Below are 24,623 nucleotides of genomic sequence, written 5' to 3' on the forward strand. Positions count from 1 at the left end.
GGGCCGCTGGGTGTGTTCACTGGGGAACGTGACAGTTGCAAGTCACACGACGTGGCGTGCGGCACGAAGAGGTTGAGCAGTCCGTCGCGGCCGGCTGCCACCTCCCGCAGGAAGGACTCGCAGTCGCCGGTGATGTCGACGACCCGCTCCGCGGAGCCGGTGGCGACGTTCAGGGTCCGGGTGGTGAAGGCATCTGACATGGCTTCCATCCTGGCCCATGTGCCGGGGTCTTCGAGGCAGGAGGCCTCCGAGTGGCGGCAACGGCTCGCGGGAAGATGTGTCCCCCTAGCGGCGTTAGTAGAAATATGAACTACATGAGTGAGGCCGAGGTGGCCGAGGTCCAGGCAGTCGTCATAGGGGCCGGGCAGGCGGGACTGTCCAGCGCCCACCACCTGCGGCGCACCGGCTTCGAGCCGGACCGCGACTTCGTGGTGCTCGACCACAACCCCGGCCCCGGCGGCGCCTGGCGGTACCGCTGGCCCTCACTCACGTACGGCAAGGTGCACGGGATGCACTCGCTGCCCGGCATGGAACTCACGGACGCCGATCCGGCCCGGCCGTCCTCCGAGGTCATCACGGAGTACTTCGACCGCTACGAGCGGACGTTCGACCTGCGGGTACGTCGGCCGGTACAGGTCCGGGCGGTGCGGGAGGGAACCGGCGGGCGGCTGCTCCTGGAGACCTCGGCGGGCACCTGGTCGACGCGGACGCTGATCAATGCCACCGGCACCTGGAACCGGCCGTTCTGGCCGCGCTACGAGGGTCAGGAGACCTTCCTGGGACGGCAGTTGCACACCGCTCAGTACCCGGGCCCCGAGGCGTTCGCCGGTCAGCGGGTGGTCGTGGTGGGGGGAGGCGCCTCGGCCACCCAGCATCTGCTGGAGATCGCCCCGCACGCGGCGGCCACCACCTGGGTGACCCGGCGGCCCCCGGTCTTCCACGAGGGCCCCTTCGACGAGGAGGCGGGGCGAGCGGCCGTGGCGCTGGTGGAGGAGCGGGTGCGGCAGGGGCTGCCGCCGCGCAGCGTGGTCTCGGTGACGGGACTGCCGATGAACGACGCGATACGCCGGGGTCTCGCCACCGGCGTCCTGGACCGGCAGCCGATGTTCGACCGGATCACACCGGAGGGGGTGGAGTGGACATGGGGGTCTCCCCTGTTCGAGAGAAGCCGAAAACTTGGGGGAGGTCGGCGAGTGGCGGCCGACGTCATCCTGTGGGCCACCGGGTTCCGTCCCGCCATCGACCACCTCGCTCCGCTGCGCCTGCGGGAGCCGGGCGGCGGCATCCGCGTCGAGGGCACCCGGGCGGTCGCCGACCCCCGCGTCCACCTCGTCGGCTACGGCCCCTCGGCCAGCACCGTCGGGGCCAACCGCGCCGGGCGCTCGGCCGTACGGGACATCAGGCGTCTGCTGGCGGAGGAGCGCGTCGCAGCCTGACGCCGCTCCCGGGTGGCGGTGCCGGTGACCGGTGCCGGCCGGCTCATTTCCCGGGCCGGCCGCTCGCCTCCTGCTCCCCCTCCTCCTTCTCCTTTGCCTTTCCTGCCTTCTCCTTCTTCTGCTGCGCGTTGAACTCGGCGACGTTGCCCTGGTGTTCCTTGTAGTCGGCGGTGAAGCGGGTGTCGCCCGGTGTGACCGTGACGAAGTACAGCCAGTCGCCCGGCGTCGGGTTGATCGCCGCCCGCATCGCGTCCTCGCCGGGGTTGCCGATCGGGGTGGGCGGCAGTCCCATACGCGTATACGAGTTGTAGGGACTGTCGACCTCGGGGTCCGCCTCGGTGGTGCGCGACGCCGAACGGCCCAGGGCGTAGTCGACCGTCGAGTCCATCTGCAGCGGCATCCCCCGCTCCAGCCGATTGAAGATCACCCGGGCCACCTTGCCCCTGTCGGCCTTGGTGGACGCCTCCGCCTGGACGATGCTCGCGATGGTGACGGCCTGGTAGACGTTCATCGCGTTGCGCTGCGCACCGGCTGCGACCGGGGCGCCGTTGAACTTCTTGTTGGCGGTGTCGACCATCAGCGACAGCAGTTGCTCCGGCGTCGTCCTCTCCTTCAGCGGATAGGTCGCCGGGAAGAGATAACCCTCCGGGTTCCCCTCGGCATCGCCCGGCAGTTTGCGGGCGGCCTTCGCGAGGGACTTCTTCGTGCTCCCCGCGGGCAGTCGGAGGGCCTTGTCGACGGCCGCGTACACCTGGCTCGCCCGGTGGCCCTCCGGGATCACCAGGGTGGTGGGGCGGGGATCGTCGTCGCCGCCCAGGGTCAGCAGGGGCACCGCCACGGCGGTACCGGCCACGACGGCCCCGGTCGCGGCAAGGGCGAGCCGGCCCCGGCGCGTCAGTCGGATCGTGTTCCGTGACGGAGTGTTCTTCTGCATGCGGGCACGGTAACGCCCATGGCGCCACAAACCCGGCATATTTTCATCTTGTCGGCTCCAGTCGGGCGTCCCTGCGGACAAGACCCGCGTAGCGCCCGTCCAGCTCCAGCAGCTCCTCGTGCGTGCCGCGTTCGACCACCCGGCCCGCGTCGAGCACCACGATCTGGTCGGCGCCGCGGACGGTGGACAGCCGGTGGGCGATGGTGAGCGTGGTGCGGTTGGCCGACAGCGCGTCGATGGCCTGCTGGACGGCGGCCTCGGTGCGGGTGTCGAGCGCACTGGTCGCCTCGTCGAGGACGAGGACCGGCGGGTCGCGCAGGATGGTCCGGGCGAGCGCCAGACGCTGCTTCTCGCCACCGGAGAATCGGTGACCGCGCTCTCCCACGATCGTGTCGTACCCGTCGGGCAGGGCCGCGATGTGGTCGTGGATCTGCGCCGCGCGGGCCGCCGCGTGGAGTTCCTCGTCAGTGGCGTCGGGCTTGGCGAAGCGCAGGTTGTCGGCGACGGAGGCATGGAAGAGATACGTCTCCTGGGAGACGACGCCGACCGCGCGCGCCAGGGTGTCGAAGTCGAGGTCGCGCACATCCACCCCGTCGAGGGCGACCCGGCCGGAAGTGACGTCGTACAGCCGTGGCACGAGGTGCCCGAGCGTGGACTTGCCGGCGCCGGTCGAACCGACCACGGCGAGACTGGTGCCGGCGGGGACGGTGATGTCGATGCCGTCGAGGACGGGACCACCCTTGCCGTCGTAGCCGAAGGTGACGTTCTCGAACCGGACCTCGCCGCCGACCCGGGCGAGACGGACCGGCTCCGCGCGTTCGGTGATGTCGACGGGGAGGTCGAGGTACTCGAAGATGCGCTGGAACAGTGCGAGCGACGCCTGGACCTGGACACCGGTCGACAGCAGGCTCACCGCCGGCCGGAACAGACCCTGCTGAAGCGAGACGAAGGCGACGATCGTCCCGAGGGAGACTCCGGGCCCGCCCGTCCGCAGGACGATGCCCGCGGTCCAGTAGATGACGGCGGGCATGGCGGCCATGACGATCGTGATGACGGCCATGCGCCAGCGGCCGGCCATGTTCGACCGCACCTCCAGGTCCACCAGACGTTCGGACTCGTCGGCGAAGGCGCTGGTCAGAGAGTCGGAGCGGCCCATGGTGCGGCCGAGCAGGATGCCGCTGACCGACAGCGACTCGGTGACCGTGGCGGCCATCGAGGCCATCTGCTTCTGGCGTTGGGTGGTGATCTTCTTGCGTTCGTTGCCGACGCGGCGGCTGATCCACACGAACACCGGCAACAGGACCAGCGAGACGACGGTCAGCCGCCAGTCGAGGACGAGCATCGCGACGACGGTGGCGACGACGCTGGTGAGGTTGGAGACCAGCGAGGTCGCCGTCGAGGTCACGGTGGCCTGCATACCGCCGATGTCGTTGGCGATGCGGGACTGGACCTCGCCGGTGCGGGTGCGCGTGAAGAAGGCGAGCGACATGCGCTGGAGCCGGTCGTAGACCGCGGTGCGCAGATCGTGCATGACACGTTGACCGACGGTCGTGGAGATCAGCGTCTGGAGCACTCCGAAGACGCTGGTGAGGACGGCGCTGAGGATCATGCCGAGGGCGAGCAGGCTGAGCAGTCCGGTCCGGCCCTCGGGGAGCGCGACGTCGAGGATCGCCCTCAGCAGGAACGGGGTGGCGACCGAGACGAGGGACGCCGCCCCGACGAGCAGGCCGACGATCGCGAGACGGCCCCGGTAGGGACGGAACAGCTTCAGGATGCGGCGCACCTGCCGGGGCTGTTCCCCGGCGCCCGCGGGTGCGCTCCAGACGGGTTCGCGGTCGGGATGCATGGTCTCCTTCGGGAACTGACAGCAGGGAACGGGAGGGGACGAAGGTCAACAAGGAGCGACAAGGAGCCGGGAACAACCGCCCGGTACCGGGCACGCCGGGGTCAGCGGAGCCTAGCTCATTGTTACCTATACTCACAATGAACGGCGTCCTGATATTGTTCCGCGCATGACCACCCCCGACCCCGACGGCCTGCTGGCCGAGCAGCTGCTTCGGCTGACCCGCCGGGTGCACCGCATCCAGAAGCGTCATCTGGTGCGGCGCGAACTGGGCATCACCCCGGCCCAGTCCCGGTTGCTGCGCACCCTCGCCCACTATGCCTCGCCGCCGCGCATGGCCGACCTGGCCGAGCGGCTGGAAGTGGTGCCCCGAGCGGTGACGACGCTGGTCGACGGACTGGAGGCGAACGGCAAGGTGCGGCGGGTGCCCGATCCGGCCAATCGGCGGGTGATCCGGATCGAGCTCACCGACGACGGGCACACCGCCCTGCAGGAGCTGCACGCCGCGCGCCGGGCCGCCGCCGAGGAGATCCTGGCTCCGCTGACGGACGAGCAGCGTGAGGCTCTCGGCGGGTTGCTGGACACCCTGATCGACGGAACGGCGGCCGCACCTCAGCAGGGCGACCCGCCCTGCTGAGGCAGCGCGCCTCCTGCTGAGGCAGCGCGCCGCGATCGTCCGGAGCCTCGCACCGTGACCGTCCGACGGGCCGCACGGCACTCGTCCGATCCGTCGCACCGTGCCCCTGCGACGCGGACAGCCGGTTCCGTGCGGTCTCGTGGAAAACCGTTTGCCTTCCCACACTCAGCGGGGTCAACCTGTCACGGTTTGCTGCCGCAGTCGTCCGCGGACGACGCACGGCCCCGCCTTTGCGAGTCACTGGGACGTCATGCAGATCCAAGATCTTCCGTATCCCGACCCGGGCGTGCCCGATGCCCGCTCGGGCCCCCGATTCCTGTGGTGGCTCTTCCGGAATCAACTCTCCGGCCAGCTCAGATCCCTGGCCTGGGGACTGCTGCATTTCATCGCCGTCGCCTCGCTGCCGTTCTGTGTGGGCGTCGGGGTCCAGGCCGCCGTCGACCGCTCCGGCGCCCGGCTGGCGCTGGCCGGCGGACTCATGGCGCTGGCGTGCGCGGGAAACGCCGTCGGTGACACCTTCCTGCACCGGGCCGCCGTCACCAACTGGATCACCGCGGCCGCCCGCGTCCAGCAGTTGCTCGCCCGCAGGACCACGGCCCTGGGATCCGTGCTGACCCGGCGTGTCGCGGCCGGCGAGGTGATGGCCGTATCCACCGGTGACGTCGAGAAGATCGGCTGGTTCGTGGAGGTCCTGTCGCGGTTCACCGCGGCGGTGGTCACCATCGTGGCGGTCTGTGTCGGACTGCTCGTCCTCCAGCCCGCGCTCGGCGTGATCGTCGTCGTGGGGGTGCCCCTGCTGGCGATCGCGGTACTGCCTCTGCTGCCGCACGCCACCCGGAGGGCCGACGCCCAGCGTGAGAAGGCCGGCCGGGCCACGGAACTCGCCTCGGACACCGTCGCCGGACTGCGTGTGCTGCGCGGCATCGGCGGCGAGGAACTGTTCCTCGAGCGCTACCGGCGCGCGTCCCAGGACCTCCGCCACGCGGCCGTGCACAGTGCCCGGATGTGGTCCCTCATCGCGGCGGTCCAGGTGCTGCTTCAGGGAATCCTGCTGATCACCGTGGTCTGCTACGGCGTCCATCTGGCCCGTGAGGGGCGCATCGCGGTGGGCGAACTGATCACCGTCTACAGCTCGGTCATGCTGCTCGCCTACCCGCTGCGGCACTTCGTGGAGATTGCCATGGCGTACTCCTTCTCACGGCCTTCGGCCACTCGCGCGGCGCGTGTGCTGTCGCTGGAGCGGACCACGGACACCTCGGGCGCGCGGCCCGCCGGGACACCCACCGGTGACCTGTACGACCCGGTGACCGGTCTGCTCGCCCCGGCGGGTCGGCTCACCGCCGTGGTGTGCGGGGATCCGGACGCGGCGGGGCGGCTGGCCGAACGGCTCGGCGGGCACGCGACACCTGCCGCGCGGGACGGTTCGGTGCTGCTCGGCGGGGTGCCGCTCGACGAGCTGCCGCTGGACTCCGCCCGCGGCGCCGTCCTCGTGCAGGACAAGGACCCGGTGCTGCTGTCCGGCACGCTGCGCGAACTGCTCGACGTACCCGCGTCCGGTGCCGTCGGAGCGCGCGAGGCCCTGGAGGCCGCGCAGTGCGGGGACGTGCTGGCGGCACTCGTGCAGGGTTCACCCGCCGCATCGGACCCGATGGACACACTGATCACCGAACGCGGGCGGTCCCTCTCCGGCGGTCAGCGCCAGCGGCTCGCACTGGCCCGGTCGCTGGTCACCGACCCGGAAGTGCTCGTACTGGACGAGCCGACCTCCGCCGTCGACTCGCACACCGAGGCCCGTGTCGCACAGGGCCTGTGCGAACTGCGGGCAGGCCGCACCACCGTGGTTTTCGCCTCGTCGCCACTGCTGCTCGACCGGGCCGACCAGGTGGTCTTCCTGCACGACGGGGCGGTCGTGGCGGTGGGCGGCCACCGCGAACTGGTGCGGACCGAGCCCCGGTACCGGGCCGTGGTGGCCCGGGAGGACCGCGACGACCTGAAGGACGTCGAAGACCTGAAAAGCCTGAACGACCTGAACGACCTGAACGGTCTGAACGGTCTGAACGGTCTGGAAGAAATCGAAGAGATCGAGGAGACGGCATGATCGGCGTGGCGCCACCGGCCTACGACCCGGCGGCCCCCACCACGGCCGGCACCCTGCCCGTGGGTGCTCCCGCCACCGTCCGCGCCTACGTGGCCGAGCTGCTCCGCAGGCACCGCCGGGCCTTCGTACTGCTGATCACGGTGAACACCGTCGCGGTGGTCTCCTCGATGGTCGGCCCGTATCTGCTGGGCGGTCTGGTGGAGCGGGTGTCCGACCGGACGCGGGAGCTCCATCTGGGGCTCACCGCCGGGCTGTTCGTGCTCGCACTGATCGTCCAGGCGGTGTTCGTCCGGCAGGTCAACCTGCGCGGGGCCGTACTCGGCGAGCGGATGCTGGCCGATCTGCGCGAGGACTTCCTGGTGCGGTCGGTCGGACTGCCCCCGGGAGTGCTGGAACGCGCCGGAACCGGTGATCTGCTCTCCCGGATCACCACCGACATCGACCGGCTCGGCAACGCGATGCGCGAGGCCGTGCCCCAGCTGGCCATCGGTGTGGTGTGGGCGGCGTTGCTGCTGGGCGGGCTGGTCGTCACGGCACCCGAACTGGCGCCGGCCGTGCTGGTGGCCGTTCCGCTGCTGGTGGCCGGCTGCCGCTGGTACTTCCGGCGGGCGCCGGCGGCGTACCGCTCGGAGGCCGCCGGGTACGCCGCCGTGGCCGCGGCGCTCGCCGAGACCGTGGACGCGGGACGGACGGTGGAGGCCCACCGTCTCGGCGAACGCCGCGTGGCGCTGTCGGACCAACGGGTGCGGGAGTGGACTGCCTGGGAGCGTTACACGCTCTGGCTTCGGTCGGTGCTCTTCCCGGTCGTCAACATCACTCACGTGACCGTGCTCGGTTCGGTGCTGATGATCGGTGGTGTTTTCGTCCTGCAGGGCTGGATCGGTGTCGGCCAGCTGACGACCGGGACGCTGCTCGCCCAGATGCTCGTCGACCCGGTCGGGCTGATCCTGCGCTGGTACGACGAGTTGCAGGTGGCCCAGGTGTCGCTGGCCCGGCTGGTCGGGGTCCGGGAGATCGAGCCCGGCGCCGGTGACACCGCCCTGGCCCCCGACGGATGCCATGTGCGCGCGGAGCAGGTGCGCTTCGGCTACCACGAGGGTGTCGACGTGCTGCGCAAGGTGTCACTCGAAGTCGCCCCCGGCACCCGGCTGGCGCTGGTCGGCCCCTCCGGCGCCGGCAAGTCCACTCTGGGCCGGCTGCTCGCCGGGATCTACGCGCCCCGGGACGGCACGGTGACCCTGGGCAGTGCCGAGCTGTCCCGGATGACCGCGGAACGGGTCCGTAGCCATGTGGCCCTCGTCAACCAGGAGCACCACGTCTTCGTGGGTTCACTGCGCGACAACCTGCGGCTCGCCCGTACGGACGCCGAGGACGCCCGGCTGTGGGCGGCGCTCGGCGCGGTCGACGCGGACGGCTGGGCCCGTGCGCTCGACGACGGTCTCGACAGTGAGGTCGGCTCGGGAGGGCTCGCGCTCACCCCGGCCCAGGCCCAGCAGATCGCGCTGGCCCGCCTGGTGCTGGCCGACCCGCACACGCTGGTCCTGGACGAGGCGACCTCGCTGCTCGATCCCCGCGCGGCGCGGCATCTGGAACGCTCCCTGGCCCGCGTCCTCGACGGTCGCACCGTCGTCGCCATCGCCCACCGCCTGCACACCGCCCATGACGCGGATGTCATCGCCGTCGTCGAGAACGGCCGCATCAGCGAGCTGGGCAGCCACGACGAGCTGGTCGCCGCGGACGGCGCGTACGCGGCGCTGTGGCGTTCCTGGCACGGGTGAGGCCACGGCGGCCCACCCGGGGGGACGCCTGTTGCCGTTGCGCGGAGTCGAACCTGGGTGGAAGGCTGGAGTCAGGCACCGGCTCGGGGAACATCCGGGGGCTCCGGAGGACCGGGGTGCGGGTGAGGCCGGTGCTCCGTGCAGGTGCGGCCCGCAGCGGGCCACGGCGGGAACGGGCCCGTCGCCACCCCGGGAGGTACCCGTGAACAGTGCCGGCGGTTGGGGAGACGATGTCTACCAGCCCGACGAGTCCGAGGTTCAGGACGACGCCGGACTGCTCGATGCCGAGGACACCCTCATGGACGACGGTGTGGGCGACCCCCTGGACCGGGGCTGGTCCCCTCCCGAGCGGCCGTGGGCCGTGGAGCACCGCGGTGTGACGGCGGCGGAGGGCCACGCGGGCGAGACGCTGGACCAGCGGCTCGCCGAGGAGCTGCCCGAATCCGCGGCTTTCGACGGCGACGGTCTCGGCGACAGCGAGGGCACCGACGGCGAGCTCCTGGACGACGAGGTCGGTGCCGCGCGCTCCGGCCGGCTCGTCGCTCCCGACGAGGGGGCGCACGAGGACGAGGAGACCGCCCTGGTGGCCACGGACGTCGGTATCGACGGCGCGGCGGCCTCGGCCGAGGAGGCCGCCATGCATGTCGTCGACGAGGACACCCTGCCCGGGTGATCCCGCCGTTCCCCTGTCCGCCGTCCCCGGGCGGAGCACGTAGCACGAGTCGCACGAGGAGCTTTCATGCAGCAGGACAAGCACCCCGACTACCACCCCGTCGTCTTCCGCGACCGGTCCGCCGGTTACGCCTTCCTCACCCGGTCCACCGCGACCAGCGAGCAGACCATCGAATGGGACGACGGCGAGACCTACCCGGTGGTGGAGGTGGAGATCTCCTCGGAGAGCCACCCCTTCTACACGGGCAAGGCCCGCACCGTGGACACGGAAGGGCGCGTCGCCCGCTTCGAGCGCCGGTACGGCGGTGAGGGCTCCGGGTGAGGTCCCCGGGCGGGCCGGGGACCACCGACTCAGATCACGTTGAGCGCCACCGCGCCACCCACTCCGCCGAGCAGCATGAACGCCGGCATCAACACCTTGAGCTCCACCCAGCTGCCCGCCCTGAACCGCATCGCCTTCGGCGGGCCTATGGGGTACCAGCGCTTGCGGCCCACCGGTATGGGCCACAGGATCGGGCAGCCGGAGACGGTCAGTGCGTCTCCGATGTCGTGGACCAGCGCGCCCAGGACGATCGGCAGCCCCAGCCACAGGTACTCCTGGCCCGGTGCCGTGAACAGCCAGGCGGCGCCGTTGCCCGGCTGGTCCAGAATGCCCGCGAGGATCCACGCGCTGGTCGCGGCGAGCAGCCACACCAGTACATCGCTGCTGGCGCCCCGGGCCGCCCGCCACAGCAGGCCCTCGATGGCCAGCACCATGTGGACGAAGAGGATGGCCAGCACCGCCCACCGGCCGCCGGTGATCGCCAGAACGGAGGCGCCCCCACCGATCAGGACCGCCCACAGCCAGGTGTGGGTGAGGGTGCGGTGACCGCCGGAACGGCGCGGGTCGCCCGGCTTCTTGGTGGCCTTGTAGACGGCGTACGACAGCTTGTCGACGATCTCGCACAGTCTCCGGGAGACGGGCCCGAAGGCGCGGGATATCGTCGCCGCCTTGTGGTCCAGGTCCGGGGCGAGGGCCGCACCGGCACAGATGAGAGCGCCGACCAGGAGCACCGGCCAGGGCATCGGTTTTCCTGCGACGGCCGTCGCCGCTCCGACACCGAGCCAGGCCGCGGCGCCCGACAGTGAGTGTGCTGGTCCCATCATCCCCGTTGCCCGCCCCATCGTTCTTGTACAGCTGTCCGGTTGACCAGGTGCGCTGACGCTCCTCGGCGCCACAGCGTAGCCTTCGCGATCTTCGTTCCCGAATCCGATTCCCACCCGGGGCCGAACGGCAGGCAAGATGGGGGGTGTGACCCTTATCGATCAGCTGCCGCCGACCGCCGACCCCGACGCCCTGTACGAAGCCTTCGAGTCGTGGGCCGAGGAACGCGGTCTCACGCTCTACCCCCACCAGGAGGAGGCGCTGATCGAGGTGGTCTCCGGGGCGAACGTGATCGTCTCGACGCCCACCGGCTCGGGCAAGAGCATGATCGCGGCGGCCGCCCACTTCGCCGCGCTGGCGCGGGACGAGGTCACCTTCTACACGGCCCCCATCAAAGCCCTGGTGTCGGAGAAGTTCTTCGAGCTGTGCAAGATCTTCGGCACGGAGAACGTCGGCATGCTGACCGGCGACGCGTCCGTCAACGCCGACGCCCCGGTCATCTGCTGCACCGCCGAGGTGCTGGCGTCGATCGCGCTGCGCGACGGCAGGTACGCCGACGTCGGCCAGGTCGTCATGGACGAGTTCCACTTCTACGCGGAGCCGGACCGCGGCTGGGCCTGGCAGATCCCGCTGCTGGAACTGCCGCAGGCGCAGTTCGTCCTGATGTCGGCGACGCTCGGTGACGTCTCCTTCTTCGAGAAGGACCTCGCCCGCCGCACCGGCCGCCCCACCTCGGTGGTCCGCTCGGCGACCCGTCCGGTACCACTGTCCTACGAATACCGCTACACGCCGCTCACCGAGACGCTCACGGATCTGCTGACGGCCCGGCAGGCTCCGGTCTACATCGTGCACTTCACGCAGGCGCAGGCGGTGGAGCGGGCCCAGGCGCTGATGAGCATCAACATGTGCACGCGCGAGGAGAAGGACCGGATCGCCGATCTGATCGGCAACTTCCGCTTCACCACCAAGTTCGGCCGCAACCTCTCCCGCTACGTCCGGCACGGCATCGGTGTGCACCACGCCGGCATGCTGCCCAAGTACCGGCGGCTGGTGGAGAAGCTCGCGCAGGCCGGTCTGCTGAAGGTCATCTGCGGTACGGACACGCTGGGCGTGGGCGTCAACGTCCCGATCCGCACGGTGCTGTTCACCGCCCTGACCAAGTACGACGGGAACCGGGTGCGCACGCTGCGGGCCCGTGAGTTCCATCAGATCGCGGGCCGCGCCGGACGGGCCGGCTTCGACACCGAGGGGTTCGTCGTCGCCCAGGCCCCCGAGCATGTCGTCGAGAACGAGAAGGCGCTGGCCAAGGCGGGCGACGACCCGAAGAAGCGTCGCAAGGTCGTCCGCAAGAAGGCGCCCGAGGGGTTCGTCGCCTGGTCGGAGCAGAGCTTCGAGAAGCTCATCGGCTCCGATCCCGAGCCGCTGACCTCCCGTTTCCGGGTGACGCACACGATGCTGCTGTCGGTGATCGCCCGGCCCGGCAACGCCTTCGCGGCGATGCGGCACCTTCTCGAGGACAACCACGAGCCACGCAAGCAGCAGTTGCGGCACATCCGGCGGGCGATCGCCATCTACCGCTCGCTGCTGGACGGCGGCATCGTCGAGAAGCTGGACGCGCCGGACGCCGAGGGCCGCATCGTCCGGCTGACCGTGGATCTTCAGCAGGACTTCGCGCTGAACCAGCCGCTGTCCACCTTCGCGCTGGCCGCGTTCGAGCTGCTGGACCCCGACTCTCCGTCGTACGCGCTCGACATGGTGTCCGTGGTGGAGTCCACGCTGGACGACCCGCGCCAGATCCTCGCCGCCCAGCAGAACAAGGCACGCGGCGAGGCGGTCGCCGCGATGAAGGCGGACGGCGTCGAGTACGAGGAGCGCATGGAGCGCCTCCAGGACATCACGTACCCGAAGCCGTTGGAGGAACTGCTCTTCCACGCGTACAACACCTACCGCAAGAGCCATCCCTGGGTCGGCGACCATCCGCTGTCGCCGAAGTCCGTGGTGCGGGACATGTACGAACGGGCGATGTCCTTCACGGAGTTGGTGTCCCACTACGAGTTGGCCCGCACCGAGGGCATCGTGCTGCGGTACCTCGCCAGCGCCTACAAGGCCCTGGAGCACACGGTCCCGGACGACCTGAAGTCCGAGGATCTCCAGGACCTGATCGCCTGGCTGGGCGAGATGGTGCGTCAGGTCGACTCCAGTCTGCTGGACGAGTGGGAGCAGCTGGCCAACCCCGCGGAGATGACCGCCGAGGAGGCCCAGGAGAAGGCCGACCAGGTCAAGCCGGTCACCGCGAACGCGCGTGCCTTCCGCGTCCTGGTCCGCAACGCCATGTTCCGCCGGGTCGAGCTCGCCGCTCTGGACCAGGTCGACGCGCTGGGCGAGCTGGACGCCGAGGCCGGCTGGGACGCGGATGCCTGGGGCGAGGCGATGGACAAGTACTGGGACGAGTACGAGGAACTCGGCACCGGCCCCGACGCCCGCGGTCCCAAGCTGCTGCTGATCGAGGAGGTGCCGGCCGACGGGCTGTGGCGGGTCCGGCAGATCTTCGACGATCCGAACGGCGACCACGACTGGGGCATCAGCGCGCAGGTCGACCTCACCGCCTCCGACGCGGAGGGCCGCGCGGTCGTCCGGGTCACCGATGTCGGCCAGCTGTGAGCACAGGAGCGTTCCTCCCATGACGAATCCGACCGAGAGCCTCGTCGACCTGCTCGACCTGGAGCAGATCGAGGTCAACATCTTCCGGGGCCGCAGTCCGCAGGAGTCGCTGCAGCGGGTCTTCGGCGGCCAGGTGGCCGGCCAGGCCCTGGTCTCCGCGGGCCGCACCACCGAGGGCGACCGCCCCGTGCACTCTCTGCACGCGTACTTCCTGCGCCCGGGGCGCCCCGGGGTGCCGATCGTGTACGAGGTGGAGCGGGTGCGGGACGGGCGGTCGTTCACGACCCGCCGGGTCACCGCCGTGCAGCAGGGGCGCACGATCTTCAATCTCACCGCTTCCTTCCACAAACCCGAACAGGGGAGTTTCGAGCACCAGTTGCCGCCGGCCCGCGCGGTCCCGGACCCCGAGTCGCTGCCGACGGTCACGGACGAGATCCGCGAACATCTGGGCGCGCTGCCGGAGCAGTTGGAGCTGATGGCCCGCCGTCAGCCCTTCGACATCCGCTACGTGGACCGGCTGCGCTGGAACCGGGACGACGTCAAGGACGCCGAGCCGCGCAGCGCGGTGTGGATGCGTGCGGTCGGCCCGCTCGGTGACGATCCGCTGGTGCACACGTGCGCCCTGACCTACGCCAGCGACATGACCTTGCTGGACGCCGTCCGGATCCCGGTGGAACCGCTGTGGGGTCCGCGGGGCTTCGACATGGCGTCGCTGGACCACGCCATGTGGTTCCACCGCCCGTTCCGTGCTGACGAGTGGTTCCTGTACGACCAGGAGTCACCGATCGCCACGGGCGGGCGGGGGCTGGCCCGCGGACGGATCTACGACCGTGCGGGGCGGATGCTGGTGTCCGTCGTCCAGGAGGGGCTGTTCCGGGCGTTGTAGATCAGCGGGCCGGTCACCGGTTCCTGCCGCGCGATTCCCGCCGACGCCCGGCCCGGCGGGCGGTCCGGGCGCGGCGGGCATGGCGGGCGTGGTCGTCGTGATGGTGTGTGTGGCGGTGTTCGCGGACATGCTCGTCTCCCCCGCGGAATGTGCACGGTCGGCGCGGTGTGCGCCGACCCGGAGAAAACCGTATCCACGCCGTCGCTCTCTGCGACAGCCCTGTGGACAACTCCGCGGGGGTTGACGAACGTGCGGGTCAGTTCCCTGCGAGACCGTTGGAGCCCGGTCGGCGGGCGTCCACGTCCAGATGCTCCCCGACCCGGTTGACCAGCAGGGTCATCTCGTAGGCGACTCGTCCGACGTCGGCCTCGGCCCCACTGAGCACGCACAGGCAGCTGCCGGCGCCTGCCGCGGTGACGAAGAGCATGGCGTCGTCGAACTCGATCATCGTCTGGCGCATTCCGCCCGCACCGAAGTGCTGTCCGGACCCCTTGGCGAGGCTGTGCAGTCCGGACGACACGGCCGCCAAGTACTCCGCGTCCTCGCGGCGCAGTCCCGTGCTCGTACCGGTCACCAGTCCGTCGTTGGACAGGACCAGAACGTGCCGCACCTGCTCGACACGCTGGGTCAGGTCGTCCAGCAGCCAGTCGAGTCCCTGATTTTGCGTCATTTCGCGAATCTCCCCCTTGCTCTTCCCCGTGATGGTTCCCGTGGTCCTGTCCGTGAGCCTTTCTGTTCGCTTCCCCCGTGCGGTGCATCCCCTGGCGGAGAGATCGCCGTGGCCAGCCTTCCCCACGACCGGGCTCCGGACAAGGAGGTTAGGAGCCAATGGGACAGAAGATGACCGACGAAGAGCGGTGCGAGTTCGTCTCGCACGGACCCCGCACCGGCGAGCTCTCCGCCGCCGGACGGTGCGGTCCGGGCCGTTCGGTGGGGGATCATGCGGGACATGAGCGACGACCACACGGACGACCACACACACGTCCAGGAGTTCTTCACCGCGCGTGCCGCCGGCTGGGACCGCCGTTTCCCCGACGACGGTCCGGCCTACGCGGCCGCGGTCGCCGACCTCGGGCTGCGCGAGGGCGACCGGGTGCTCGACGCGGGCTGTGGCACCGGACGGGCCCTGCCGCCGCTGCGTGCCGCGGTGGGCTCCTCGGGAACGGTCCTCGGGGCGGATCTGACGCCGGCCATGCTGCGGGAGGCCGCGGCCGCCGGGCGGGACGGCGACGGCACGCTGCTGCTCACCGACGTCGCCGCACTGCCCCTGCGCTCGAGGTCGCTCGACGCCGTGTTCGCGGCGGGCCTCATCGCGCACCTGCCCCATCCGGCCGAAAATCTCCGTGAGTTGGCGCGGGTGGTGCGTCCCGGTGGGATGCTCGCGTTGTTCCACCCGATCGGCAGGGCCGCGCTCGCCGCCCGCCAGGGCCGCTCGCTCACACCGGACGATCTCCGCGCGGAGCACAATCTCCGTCCGCTGCTGGCCGGTGCGGGCTGGCGCATGACGTCGTACGCCGACGAGGACGCGCGGTTCCTGGCGCTGGCCGTCCGGGAGGACTGACCTCTTCGGCCGCCCGGTGCTCAGTCGGCGGGCGTGGTGTCCGGGTGCCGCACCGGGCAGCCGCCGAGGCCCGGCACCGGGTGGGTGCCCAGGTCCTCCAGCCGGTAGCCGTTCGGGTAGCTCTTGATCTCCCGGTTCTGCCGGGCGAAGTGCGGGGCGCGCCGGGGCGGCAGCAGCCGGACCGCTCGGCCGCGCAGCCGCACCGCGCGGCGTACGCACGCGCGTGTGGCGGCGCTCGGCGGGGTGTACCGGAAGGCCCGCAGGAGGGGGTCGTCGAGCAGGGCGAGTGTGGCGGTGCGCAGCAGCGGGGCGAGCGGGCGCGGGTACCAGGAGGTCATGAGACCGAGCGTGGCGTCCGAGACCCGGCGCGCGTCCTCGTCCCAGCCGAAGTGGGCCTGCTCGTAGGAGTCGAGGCAGCTCTCGAACTCCTCATAGGAGCCGGGGATGCCCTGGATGCCCATGTGCCGCCCGAGTGTCCGGTAGTGGACGGCACTGGCGACGGTCTCGTGCCGCGACATCCTTCGCCACCCGTAGGCGTCGATCCACCGTTTGGGCATCACGACGAATGTGCACAGGACGTATCGCATGTCGTCGTTGGGGATGTCGTAACTGCGGTGCATCCGGTTGATGCGGCGGATCGCGGTCCGGCCCCGGTCGCTGCCGAATCCGTGCTCGACGACGGCGTCCAGGAGGAGCGAGGTGTCGTCGTAGCGCTTCTGGGAGCGGTCCGTGAGCTCCGCGGTCTCGGCGAGCAGACGGCCGATGCGGGGGACGGCGTACGTGCGGTACAGGGCGAGTTCGAGTGACCGGGTGAAGTCCCAGGGGAATTCGTAGGCCGCGCTGAGGCGGTAGATCTCCGCGGCGTCCCGGTGCGGGTCCATCCGCCGGATGCGTTCCAGTCGCTCGAAGCGCTTCACCGCGCCGCCCCCTTCTGCCGCCGGACTCCAACTCTACTGTGCGTGGCGGGCTCCGTACTGCTGGTGAGAGTCGCGGCGGTCCGCCGGGGCGTCCGAGGGCGCGCCCGCGCGGCAGCGGGTGGCCGATTCGCCCCGTCCGGACGGAAAGCCGCCACTTCGGGCAGGGAGTCGAGGTCGTGACAAGGGGCTCGGGGTCGGATTAGGGTGCGCGCCGGTGAACGAGACGACGGGGAGGCCGCCATGGCCGGAACGGACGAGGAAGCCGCCGCCGCGGACGACGCGCTCTACGTGCTCACGGCGGCGTTGCTGACGCCGGCGAAGTTCCCGAGTGTGCTGGGCGACGACTATCCGGAGGCGTGCGCGGTGCTCGGCCTCGCCCCGCTCGCCGACGGGTACGGGCTGGTGCTCGGGCAGGACGGCGAGGGCGCCCGGTGGACCGTCGTCGTCGACGACGTGTCGCTGGTCGCCGTCGCGATCGCTTCCTGGGACTGCGGCATGGAGCACGATCTGTCGCCGGACGAGCGCACGGTCGTCGCCGCGCTGCCGCGCTGCCGGGCTGGCCCCTCGCGGTCGCCGTCGCGGCGCCGAACGTACCCGCGCCGCACGATCCGGACCCGGACACGACCGGCGGGCCCGCGCTGACGCCTCCCGATTCCGAGGCCTGGGGACCGGCGCAGCGGCGCCTGGGCGCCGACGAGATCGCGCTCCAGTGGGCGGTCTGGCGGGAGCAGGTCGGCGACACGGAGTTCCCGGCTGCGGGCGGCTCCGGAGAAACACCCGACGACGCCGGAGAGGCCGACGGGGACGGCCCGGCCGGGGATGACCTGCCCAAGGACGGCACCGGGTCCGATGCGCCGGCCGGCCGGCCGGGCCACAGCGGTGTCCGGCGCGTTCTGGCGGAAGCCCGCTCCTACCTCACCTCACCGCCGCCGCTCGGCCGGGTCCGCTCGTCCTTCGCCCCGGGCGAGGCACGCACACTGCGTGCCGACGGGCCCGGCTGGTCGCTCGTGGCCAGGACCGACGACATCGCGTTCGTCCTGCTCGACGACGAACCCGGCGAGGTCCTCCCGGTGGGCAGGGGGCCGGAACTGCCGGGCCTCCTGGAGGGCCTCGACAAGATCGCCGTCCGGCCGCTCTGAGCCGCGCGGGCGGCGCCCCGAGGCGGTCGGCGCAGGGTCGGGGCCGGGCCGGGGCCTGACCCCACCCCGGCCCGCCGGACGCGCCCCACCGGTCTCAGCGACCCAGCTCCTTGCGCGAGACACGGCGCAGTCGGCTCCGCTGTGAAGGGTCCAGGGCGAGGTACGCGGCGGCCGGAACTCCCAGGACTATCAGCAGCGCCGCCCACCAGGGCAGCCAGATGAGCAGGATGAGCCCGGCCGCCACACCCCCTGCGGCGATCTTGGCGTTCTTCGACATGAGTGTCGCCTCCTTCGCGGCCGTTGCCGCTCTCTGTCGTGAAAACGGACCCGCGCCTTTGGCGGTTCCGACCGCGACCCTGAGACGTCCCTGAGGTTCGACCCCTAGGCTTCCCTGAGGGCCAGCGTCGACTCATCGGCTCGGCGACTCGGCGACTCGGCGACTCAGTGATGTTCCGGAACGAAGCACGACCGCGCATCCATGGTGACCCGGTTCACCACCCAGGCATACCCGGTCGCCCCCGGCCGTGCTGTACTCTCGGCGACTCCGATGCCACTAGTCAAGTTTGATGAATCGATGAAGCAAGGAATCCGTCATCGTGGCGCAGACGCCTCCCTCGCCGCACGCTCCCGCTCAGTACGCCGAACTGGCCCGCTGTTCAGCCGTATTCGTACCCGGTGACCCGGCCCGCACCGGCCGGGTCGCCTTCTGGCGGCCCGACGGGTCGGCTCCCCCTGCCGTGGACGCTGCGTCGGTCGAGGAGCTGACCGTCGTCGTTCCCGGCGAGACCGGGGTGGAGACGGTGAGCGTCCCGGCGGCGCTGCTGCCGGTGCGCGCCGCGCTGCCCGTCCTCACCCGGGCACGGACGCGCGACGAAGGGCACCCTGCCGCCGTGTTCTGGGGCGCTGCCGCCGTGCACGCCCTGGGTCTGGTGGCTCGTGGTCTGCTGCTGCCGGGGCTGTCCCCGGCCGGCCATGACGCCTGGCGCACGGGGCCGCTGGACTCGGAGGACATCGAGGCGGTGCGCCGGCTGGCCGCCGCGATGCCGCCCGAGGCGCACGCCCTGCCGGTGGAAGGCCCGGGGCCGCTGCGCCTGCCCGATCCCGAACGGCTGCTGCGCGCCTTCCTCGACGCGGTCGCCGACACCTTGCCCCGCTCCCCCGCCGCACCCCTCGTCACCGGCACCCCCGCCTATGCGGTACCGCAGCGCCGGCACCTGCCCGAACTGCGCGGCTGGGCCGCTGACGTCGCCGCGGGCCACGACGCCGGCGTACGTCTGTCGCTGCGCGTCGAGGTGCACGGCCTCACGGACCTGACGGGGCTCACGGACACCTGGGACGACGACACCATGGACGACGACGGCGCGAACGCCGCGTTCCGAGTGGTGCTCCAGGTGCACAGTGTGAGCGACCCCGCGCTCGTCGCGGACGCCACCGACGTGTGGGCCGGATCCGCTGACCGCACAGACGGCGCTGACGGCTCGAACGACGGCTTCGGACCGCGCGCCCGGACGGACACGCTGCTCGCGCTCCGCCGCGCCGCCCGCGCCTGGGCCCCGCTCACCCCCCTGCTGTCGGCGACCGTGCCGAACGCGGTCGAACTCGCCGACGAGGAGGTCACCGAGCTCCTCGGAGAGGGCACCAGGGCGCTCGCCGGCGCGGGCGTCGACGTGCACTGGCCGAGGGAGCTGACCCGCGAACTGACCACCCGCGCGGAGATCGGCCCCGCTGCCGACGAGCGGGGCCCCGGGCGGCCCGACGTCGCGGGCGCCTCTCAGGGACCGTCCTTCCTCTCGGCCGACGCGCTGCTCGCCTTCGACTGGTCGTTCGCCCTGGGCGACCGGCAGCTCACCCGCGCGGAGCTGGACCGGCTCGCGGAGACCAAGCGTCCCGTCGTGCGGCTGCGCGACCAGTGGGTGCTGCTCGACCCTCAGGAGGTGCTCCGCGCCCGCGCACGCCAGGACCACGAGGTGAAGCCCATCGACGCGCTCGGGGCCGCCCTGACCGGCTCGGTGGAGGTGGACGGCCACCGGATCGAGGTACGGCCCACCGGCTGGCCGGCGGCCCTGCGGGACCGGCTCGCCGACCCCGAGGCACAGGAGCCCGTCGCACAGCCGGCGGCCCTCGCCGCCACACTGCGGGACTACCAGCGGCGCGGGCTGAACTGGCTGGCCCACATGACGTCCGTGGGCCTGGGCTGCTGCCTCGCCGACGACATGGGCCTCGGCAAGACCATCACCCTGATCGCCCTGCATCTCCACCGGCAGTCCGACCCCGCGTCCGCCGGGCCCACCCTCGTGGTGTGCCCGACCTCCCTGATGGGCAACTGGCAGCGGGAGATCGAACGGTTCGCGCCCGGTACGCCGGTACGCCGCTTCCACGGTGCGCGGCGCTCGCTGGACGACCTGGCCGAGGGCGAGTTCGTCCTCACCACGTACGGCACCATGCGCCTGGACGCTCCCCGGCTCGCCGAGGTGTCCTGGGGAATGGTCGTCGCCGACGAGGCCCAGCACGTGAAGAACCCGTACGCGGCGACGGCCCGGCAGCTGCGCTCCATCGGCGCACGCGCGCGCGTGGCGCTCACCGGCACACCCGTGGAGAACAACCTCTCGGAGCTGTGGGCCATCCTGGACTGGACGACGCCCGGCCTGCTCGGTCGGCTCGGCACCTTCCGCAGGCGGTACGCGGACGCCGTGGAGGGCGGGCAGGACCCGGCCGCGGCGGAACGGCTGGCCCGGCTGGTACGGCCGTTCCTGCTGCGCCGCCGCAAGTCGGACCCGGGGATCGCGCCCGAGCTGCCACCGAAGACGGAGACGGATCACCCGGTGTCGCTCTCCCAGGAGCAGGCGGGACTGTACGAGGCCGTGGTACGGGAGGCCCTCGCCGAGATCTCCGGCACCGACAGCATGGCGCGACGGGGAATGATCGTGAAGCTGCTGACCGGGCTCAAGCAGATCTGCAACCACCCGGCGCAGTTCCTCAAGGAGGACCGTCCGGTGCTCACCGGACGGTCCGGGAAACTGGAATTGCTGGACGAGCTCCTCGACACGGTGCTCGCCGAAGAGGCCGGGGTGCTGGTCTTCACGCAGTACGTGCGGATGGCCCGTCTCCTGGAGCGCCACCTCACCGCGCGGGGCGTGCCGTCGCAGTTCCTGCACGGCGGCACGCCGGTGGCCGAGCGCGAGGCGATGGTGCGGCGTTTCCAGGACGGCGAGGTGCCGGTCTTCCTGCTGTCGTTGAAGGCGGCGGGCACGGGGCTGAACCTCACCCGTGCCGAGCATGTCGTGCACTACGACCGCTGGTGGAACCCCGCCGTCGAGGCGCAGGCGACGGACCGCGCGTACCGCATCGGCCAGACCCGGCCGGTACAGGTGCACCGGCTGATCGCCGAGGGCACGATCGAGGACCGCATCGCCGAACTGCTGGTCCGCAAGCGCGAACTGGCGGACGCGGTGCTCGGCTCCGGGGAGGCGGCGCTCACCGAACTGACGGACGCCGAACTGGCGGATCTGGTGGAACTGCGAGGGGGAGCACGATGAACCGGTACGACGGTGCGGAGACCGACGGCCACGACGCCGACGGTCACGCGGCCGACGGTGGTACGGCCGGCAGTGGAGCCGCCGGGACGGAGCGGACGTTCGCCGCACTGCCTCCCGCGCGGGGGCGTGGTTTCGCGCAGACCTGGTGGGGCCGGGCCTGGCTGACGGCGCTGGAGGGCACGGCCCTGGACGTCCAGCAGCTCAAGGCGGGTCGCAGGCTCGCCCGCGCGGGAGCGGTCGGCGCGGTGTCCGTGCGTCCGGGACGCATCACGGCCGTCGTGCAGGACCGCGACCGCACAGCGCACCGGGCGGACGTCCTGCTCCAGGAGCTGTCCGACGAGCAGTGGGACCGTTTTCTGGACATGGCCGTCGAACGGGCCGGACATGTGGCGGCACTGCTCGACCGGGAGATGCCACCGCATCTGGTGGAGGACGCGGAGCTGGCCGGGGTCGAACTGCTGCCGGGCCTGGGCGATCTGGAGCCGGAGTGCGACTGCGGGGCCTGGGACCACTGCGGTCACACGGCGGCGCTCTGCTACCAGGTGGCCCTGCTGCTGGACCAGGACCCGTTCGTCCTGTTCCTGGTACGGGGGCGCGGTGAACGGGCCCTGCTGGACGCGCTCCAGTCGCATGCCGGGACACGCGCGGAAAAGCGGCCCCGCCCGGAGGGCGTGGACGCGGCCGAGGCGTTCGCGGCGGGCGGCATCCGGCCGGGGCTGCCCGGCGCTCCCCCGCTCCCCGCGGCCCCGGGGGTGCCGCCGTCGCTGGACACGGACGGGCCGCCACCCGCCGGGATCGACCCGTCCGCCCTGGAGTTCCTCGCCGCGCGGACCTCCGCGCAGGCCCGTCACCTGCTCGCGGAGGCGCTCCGGGACGGGCATGAACGGCAGTCGGTGGAGCCGGATCCGACGGTGGCTCAGGACGCGGTGCGGCTGGCCGCCGGTGACCCGGCGCGCGCCGTGGCGGACCGGCTCGCCGCCGGTTCGGGGCGTGGCCGGGAGGGGCTGACCGTGGCCGTACGGGCCTGGCGCCAGGGTGGTACGGCGGCGCTGGCCGTGCTCGACGAGGAGTGGACGGTGGACGCCGAAGCGCTCGCACGCGCGCGTGCGGCCCTCGAGTCGGCCTGGGCCGAGGGCGACGAGGACGAACGGCCGGTGTTCCGGGCCCGTGCCAACCGCTGGACCGTCGTCGGTGCGCCGGTCCAGTTGCGGCTGGGACGTGACGGCCGCTGGTGGCCGTACCGCAAGGAGCGCGGCCGTTGGGTCCCGGCGGGAGGCGCCGCCCAGGACCCGGCGACGGCCCTGGCGTCGGCGAGGGCGGAGCTCCACACGGGGAGAACGGCCTGAAACAGCCTCCCCGGAAGACGCCGCGTACGCGCCCGGCCCGGGTCAGCGCAACCCGGCCTCGTCCAGGGACGGAAGGAGCGATTCGAGCCCGCTCGGCAGATTGCTGGGCACGCCGCTCGGCAGCTCGGTCGGCAGACCGCTGGGCAGTTCGCTCGGGAAGTCCGACGGCAGCTCGGTGGGGAAACCGGACGGCAGCAGGCTCTCCAGACCGCTGGGCGGCTCGGACGGGATGCCCGGGGACGGGTCGGGCGAGCCTCGGGTGCCCGTACTGCTCCCTGCGGGTTCTCTGTCCGGCGAGTCGTCGTCGCCTCCCGACGCCATCAGCACGATCACGGAAACGGCCGCCACGGCCACGATCGCCGCGAGCACGATGAGCAGGAGGTTCCGGCGCCCGCCGGGACCTCGTCCCCCTCCGCCTCCGTCGCCGGGCGGACCCTGCGGCGGATCGGAGGGCGGAGGCGGAGGGGACGGCGGGGGCAGGTTCGGCGGCGGAGGTGCGCCGCCGTAAGAGGGTGGTCCGAAGCCGCCGCCCGGGGGCGGCGTGTCACCCGGCGGGCCGGGCGGCTGAGGCGGTACCGGTGGCTTGGCCATACCGGCCATGGTCGCCTCGGACGCGCTCCTGGCGCGAGCGTCCCGCACGGAATTCGACACGGAGCCGGGGCACGGGCCCAGGCCCGCGGCCTGCTCCGCGCGGAGGCCGAGCCGTGCGCTCCCGTGTGGGCGTGGCCGCCGCGCGGAGCAGCGCGCCGACCACGCCCACACCGTCCCGGGTCCCTGAGCCCCGGGGAGTCCGGGGCTCAGCCCCGGGCACCCAGCAGGTGGTCCATCGCCAGCTGGTCGAGGTGCTCGAAGGCCATGCCGCGCGCGGCGGCGGTGTCGGCGTCGAAGTCCTCGAAGGCCGACCGGTCGCCGAGCAGTGCCTGGAGGCCGTCGGCCGCCGTGGGCTGGGCCAGCTGGTCCAGGCGGGCCGCGCGCAGCGCCTCCTGCACCTCGGGGTCGGAACGGAAGGCCGCCGCACGGTCCTTGAGGATCAGGTAGTTGCGCATGCAGCCCGCCGCCGAGGCCCACACCCCGTCGAGGTCCTCGGTCCGCGGCGGCTTGAAGTCGAAGTGCTTCGGGCCGCTGTAGCCGGCCGACTCCAGCAGGTCCACCAGCCAGAACGCGGCACGCAGGTCACCGGCACCGAACCGGAGGTCCTGGTCGTACTTGATGCCGGACTGGCCGTTGAGGTCGATGTGGAACAGCTTGTCCGCCCACAGCGCCTGTGCGATGCCGTGCGGGAAGTTCAGCCCGGCCATCTGCTCGTGGCCGACCTCGGGGTTGACGCCGTACAGCTCGGGGCGTTCCAGGCGCTCGATGAACGCGAGGGCGTGGCCGACGGTGGGCAGCAGGATGTCGCCGCGCGGCTCGTTCGGCTTCGGCTCGATGGCGAAGCGGAGGTCGTAGCCCTGGGAGGTGACGTACTCGCCGAGCAGGTCGAAGGCCTCCTTCATGCGGTCCAGGGCGACCCGTACGTCCTTGGCGGCGCCGGACTCGGCGCCTTCACGGCCGCCCCAGGCCACGTACACCTGGGCACCGAGTTCGACCGCGAGGTCGATGTTGCGGATGGTCTTGCGCAGCGCGTACCGGCGCACGTCGCGGTCGTTGGCCGTGAACGCGCCGTCCTTGAACACCGGGTGGGTGAAGAGGTTGGTCGTCGCCATCGGCACCTTCATGCCGGTGGCGTCCAGCGCCTGCCGGAACCGCTTGATGTGTCCCTCGCGCTCGCTGTCGCTCGAGCCGAAGGGGATCAGGTCGTCGTCGTGGAAGGTGACGCCGTGAGCCCCCAGCTCGGCCAGGCGCCGCACCGACTCGACCGGGTCGAGGGCACGTCGGGTGGCGTCACCGAACGGGTCGCGTCCCTGCCAGCCGACGGTCCACAGGCCGAAGGTGAACTTGTCCTCGGGGGTGGGCCGGTAGTTCATGCCGTGGCTCCTTGCTCGCTGAGGCTATTTCGTCATGGCGATTTACAAATTAGTATGCAGGAGCATCTCTG

Annotated in this window: 19 protein-coding genes and 2 pseudogenes; 12 read left to right on the top strand and 9 right to left on the bottom strand. The window is 71.7% G+C overall.

Going from position 1 to position 24,623, the window contains the following annotated elements:
• Positions 1–200, bottom strand: a pseudogene (locus tag ACVW19_RS00005) (hypothetical protein); the annotation flags it as partial.
• A 114-nt stretch (positions 201–314) separates the two neighbouring features.
• Between ACVW19_RS00005 and ACVW19_RS00010 the strand changes: the two are divergent.
• Positions 315–1,436: an NAD(P)-binding domain-containing protein gene (locus ACVW19_RS00010; protein WP_457456036.1), complete on the top strand. Its 1,122-nt coding sequence runs from the start codon at positions 315–317 to the stop codon at positions 1,434–1,436.
• A gap of 43 nt (positions 1,437–1,479) precedes the next feature.
• Here the strand turns inward: ACVW19_RS00010 and mltG are convergent, their stop codons facing one another.
• On the bottom strand, positions 1,480–2,370 hold the full coding sequence (mltG, locus tag ACVW19_RS00015) for an endolytic transglycosylase MltG (RefSeq protein WP_457455305.1): 891 nt from the start codon (positions 2,368–2,370) through the stop codon (positions 1,480–1,482).
• Between the two features lie 43 nt (positions 2,371–2,413).
• The gene (locus ACVW19_RS00020; RefSeq protein WP_457455307.1) at positions 2,414–4,216 is read right to left on the bottom strand and encodes an ABC transporter ATP-binding protein; all 1,803 of its coding nucleotides are present in this window, start codon (positions 4,214–4,216) and stop codon (positions 2,414–2,416) included.
• A 166-nt stretch (positions 4,217–4,382) separates the two neighbouring features.
• On the opposite strand from ACVW19_RS00020, the gene ACVW19_RS00025 reads away from it, so the two are divergent.
• The 5 genes from ACVW19_RS00025 (at position 4,383) to ACVW19_RS00045 (ending at position 9,720) form a co-directional block, all read left to right on the top strand.
• The gene (locus tag ACVW19_RS00025) at positions 4,383–4,850 is read left to right on the top strand and encodes a MarR family winged helix-turn-helix transcriptional regulator (protein ID WP_457455309.1); all 468 of its coding nucleotides are present in this window, start codon (positions 4,383–4,385) and stop codon (positions 4,848–4,850) included.
• A 250-nt stretch (positions 4,851–5,100) separates the two neighbouring features.
• Positions 5,101–6,948 (top strand): ABC transporter ATP-binding protein, encoded by a 1,848-nt coding sequence (locus ACVW19_RS00030; RefSeq protein WP_457455311.1) that lies wholly within the window; start codon positions 5,101–5,103, stop codon positions 6,946–6,948.
• A complete protein-coding gene (locus tag ACVW19_RS00035; protein ID WP_457455313.1) occupies positions 6,945–8,726 on the top strand; it encodes an ABC transporter ATP-binding protein in 1,782 nt (593 codons plus the stop codon). Before ACVW19_RS00030 ends, ACVW19_RS00035 begins: the two co-directional genes overlap by 4 nt.
• Positions 8,727–8,928: 202 nt before the next feature.
• Positions 8,929–9,399 (top strand): DUF5709 domain-containing protein, encoded by a 471-nt coding sequence (locus tag ACVW19_RS00040; RefSeq protein WP_457455315.1) that lies wholly within the window; start codon positions 8,929–8,931, stop codon positions 9,397–9,399.
• Positions 9,400–9,465: 66 nt separating this feature from the next.
• Complete coding sequence (locus tag ACVW19_RS00045) at positions 9,466–9,720, top strand: type B 50S ribosomal protein L31 (protein WP_109380703.1); 255 nt, start codon at positions 9,466–9,468, stop codon at positions 9,718–9,720.
• A 29-nt stretch (positions 9,721–9,749) separates the two neighbouring features.
• Here ACVW19_RS00045 and ACVW19_RS00050 read toward each other — a convergent pair whose 3' ends face one another.
• Entirely contained in the window at positions 9,750–10,544 is a 795-nt protein-coding gene (locus ACVW19_RS00050; RefSeq protein WP_457455317.1) for a metal-dependent hydrolase, read from the bottom strand.
• Positions 10,545–10,689: 145 nt separating this feature from the next.
• Here ACVW19_RS00050 and ACVW19_RS00055 point away from each other — a divergent pair, with 145 nt between their 5' ends.
• Together ACVW19_RS00055 and ACVW19_RS00060 are read left to right on the top strand one after the other, a co-directional pair.
• On the top strand, positions 10,690–13,203 hold the full coding sequence (locus ACVW19_RS00055) for a DEAD/DEAH box helicase (RefSeq protein ID WP_457455319.1): 2,514 nt from the start codon (positions 10,690–10,692) through the stop codon (positions 13,201–13,203).
• A gap of 19 nt (positions 13,204–13,222) precedes the next feature.
• On the top strand, positions 13,223–14,089 hold the full coding sequence (locus ACVW19_RS00060) for an acyl-CoA thioesterase (RefSeq protein WP_457455321.1): 867 nt from the start codon (positions 13,223–13,225) through the stop codon (positions 14,087–14,089).
• 256 nt (positions 14,090–14,345) lie between these two features.
• Here ACVW19_RS00060 and ACVW19_RS00065 read toward each other — a convergent pair whose 3' ends face one another.
• Positions 14,346–14,759 carry a roadblock/LC7 domain-containing protein gene (locus ACVW19_RS00065; RefSeq protein WP_457455323.1) on the bottom strand — a complete coding sequence of 138 codons (414 nt, stop codon included), beginning with the start codon at positions 14,757–14,759 and terminating at the stop codon, positions 14,346–14,348.
• A gap of 270 nt (positions 14,760–15,029) precedes the next feature.
• On the opposite strand from ACVW19_RS00065, the gene ACVW19_RS00070 reads away from it, so the two are divergent.
• Positions 15,030–15,650: a class I SAM-dependent methyltransferase gene (locus ACVW19_RS00070; RefSeq protein ID WP_457455325.1), complete on the top strand. Its 621-nt coding sequence runs from the start codon at positions 15,030–15,032 to the stop codon at positions 15,648–15,650.
• Positions 15,651–15,670: 20 nt separating this feature from the next.
• On the opposite strand, the gene ACVW19_RS00075 is transcribed toward ACVW19_RS00070, so the two are convergent.
• Positions 15,671–16,567 (bottom strand): oxygenase MpaB family protein, encoded by an 897-nt coding sequence (locus ACVW19_RS00075; protein WP_457455327.1) that lies wholly within the window; start codon positions 16,565–16,567, stop codon positions 15,671–15,673.
• A gap of 240 nt (positions 16,568–16,807) precedes the next feature.
• Between ACVW19_RS00075 and ACVW19_RS00080 the strand changes: the two are divergent.
• A pseudogene (locus ACVW19_RS00080) lies at positions 16,808–17,706 on the top strand (hypothetical protein).
• Between the two features lie 94 nt (positions 17,707–17,800).
• Here the strand turns inward: ACVW19_RS00080 and ACVW19_RS00085 are convergent.
• Entirely contained in the window at positions 17,801–17,983 is a 183-nt protein-coding gene (locus tag ACVW19_RS00085) for a hypothetical protein (RefSeq protein WP_109380710.1), read from the bottom strand.
• Between the two features lie 319 nt (positions 17,984–18,302).
• Here ACVW19_RS00085 and ACVW19_RS00090 point away from each other — a divergent pair, with 319 nt between their 5' ends.
• Together ACVW19_RS00090 and ACVW19_RS00095 are read left to right on the top strand one after the other, a co-directional pair.
• Positions 18,303–21,242 (top strand): SNF2-related protein, encoded by a 2,940-nt coding sequence (locus ACVW19_RS00090; protein ID WP_457455329.1) that lies wholly within the window; start codon positions 18,303–18,305, stop codon positions 21,240–21,242.
• Entirely contained in the window at positions 21,239–22,588 is a 1,350-nt protein-coding gene (locus ACVW19_RS00095) for an SWIM zinc finger family protein (protein WP_457455331.1), read from the top strand. Before ACVW19_RS00090 ends, ACVW19_RS00095 begins: the two co-directional genes overlap by 4 nt.
• A 42-nt stretch (positions 22,589–22,630) precedes the next feature.
• Here ACVW19_RS00095 and ACVW19_RS00100 read toward each other — a convergent pair whose 3' ends face one another.
• On the bottom strand, positions 22,631–22,957 hold the full coding sequence (locus ACVW19_RS00100) for a hypothetical protein (RefSeq protein ID WP_457455333.1): 327 nt from the start codon (positions 22,955–22,957) through the stop codon (positions 22,631–22,633).
• A 428-nt stretch (positions 22,958–23,385) separates the two neighbouring features.
• Positions 23,386–24,552, bottom strand: coding sequence for a xylose isomerase (gene xylA, locus ACVW19_RS00105; RefSeq protein ID WP_457455334.1), 1,167 nt, complete (start codon positions 24,550–24,552; stop codon positions 23,386–23,388).
• Positions 24,553–24,623 lie beyond the last annotated feature (71 nt).

The organism is Streptomyces sp. TE5632 (genome assembly GCF_054061295.1).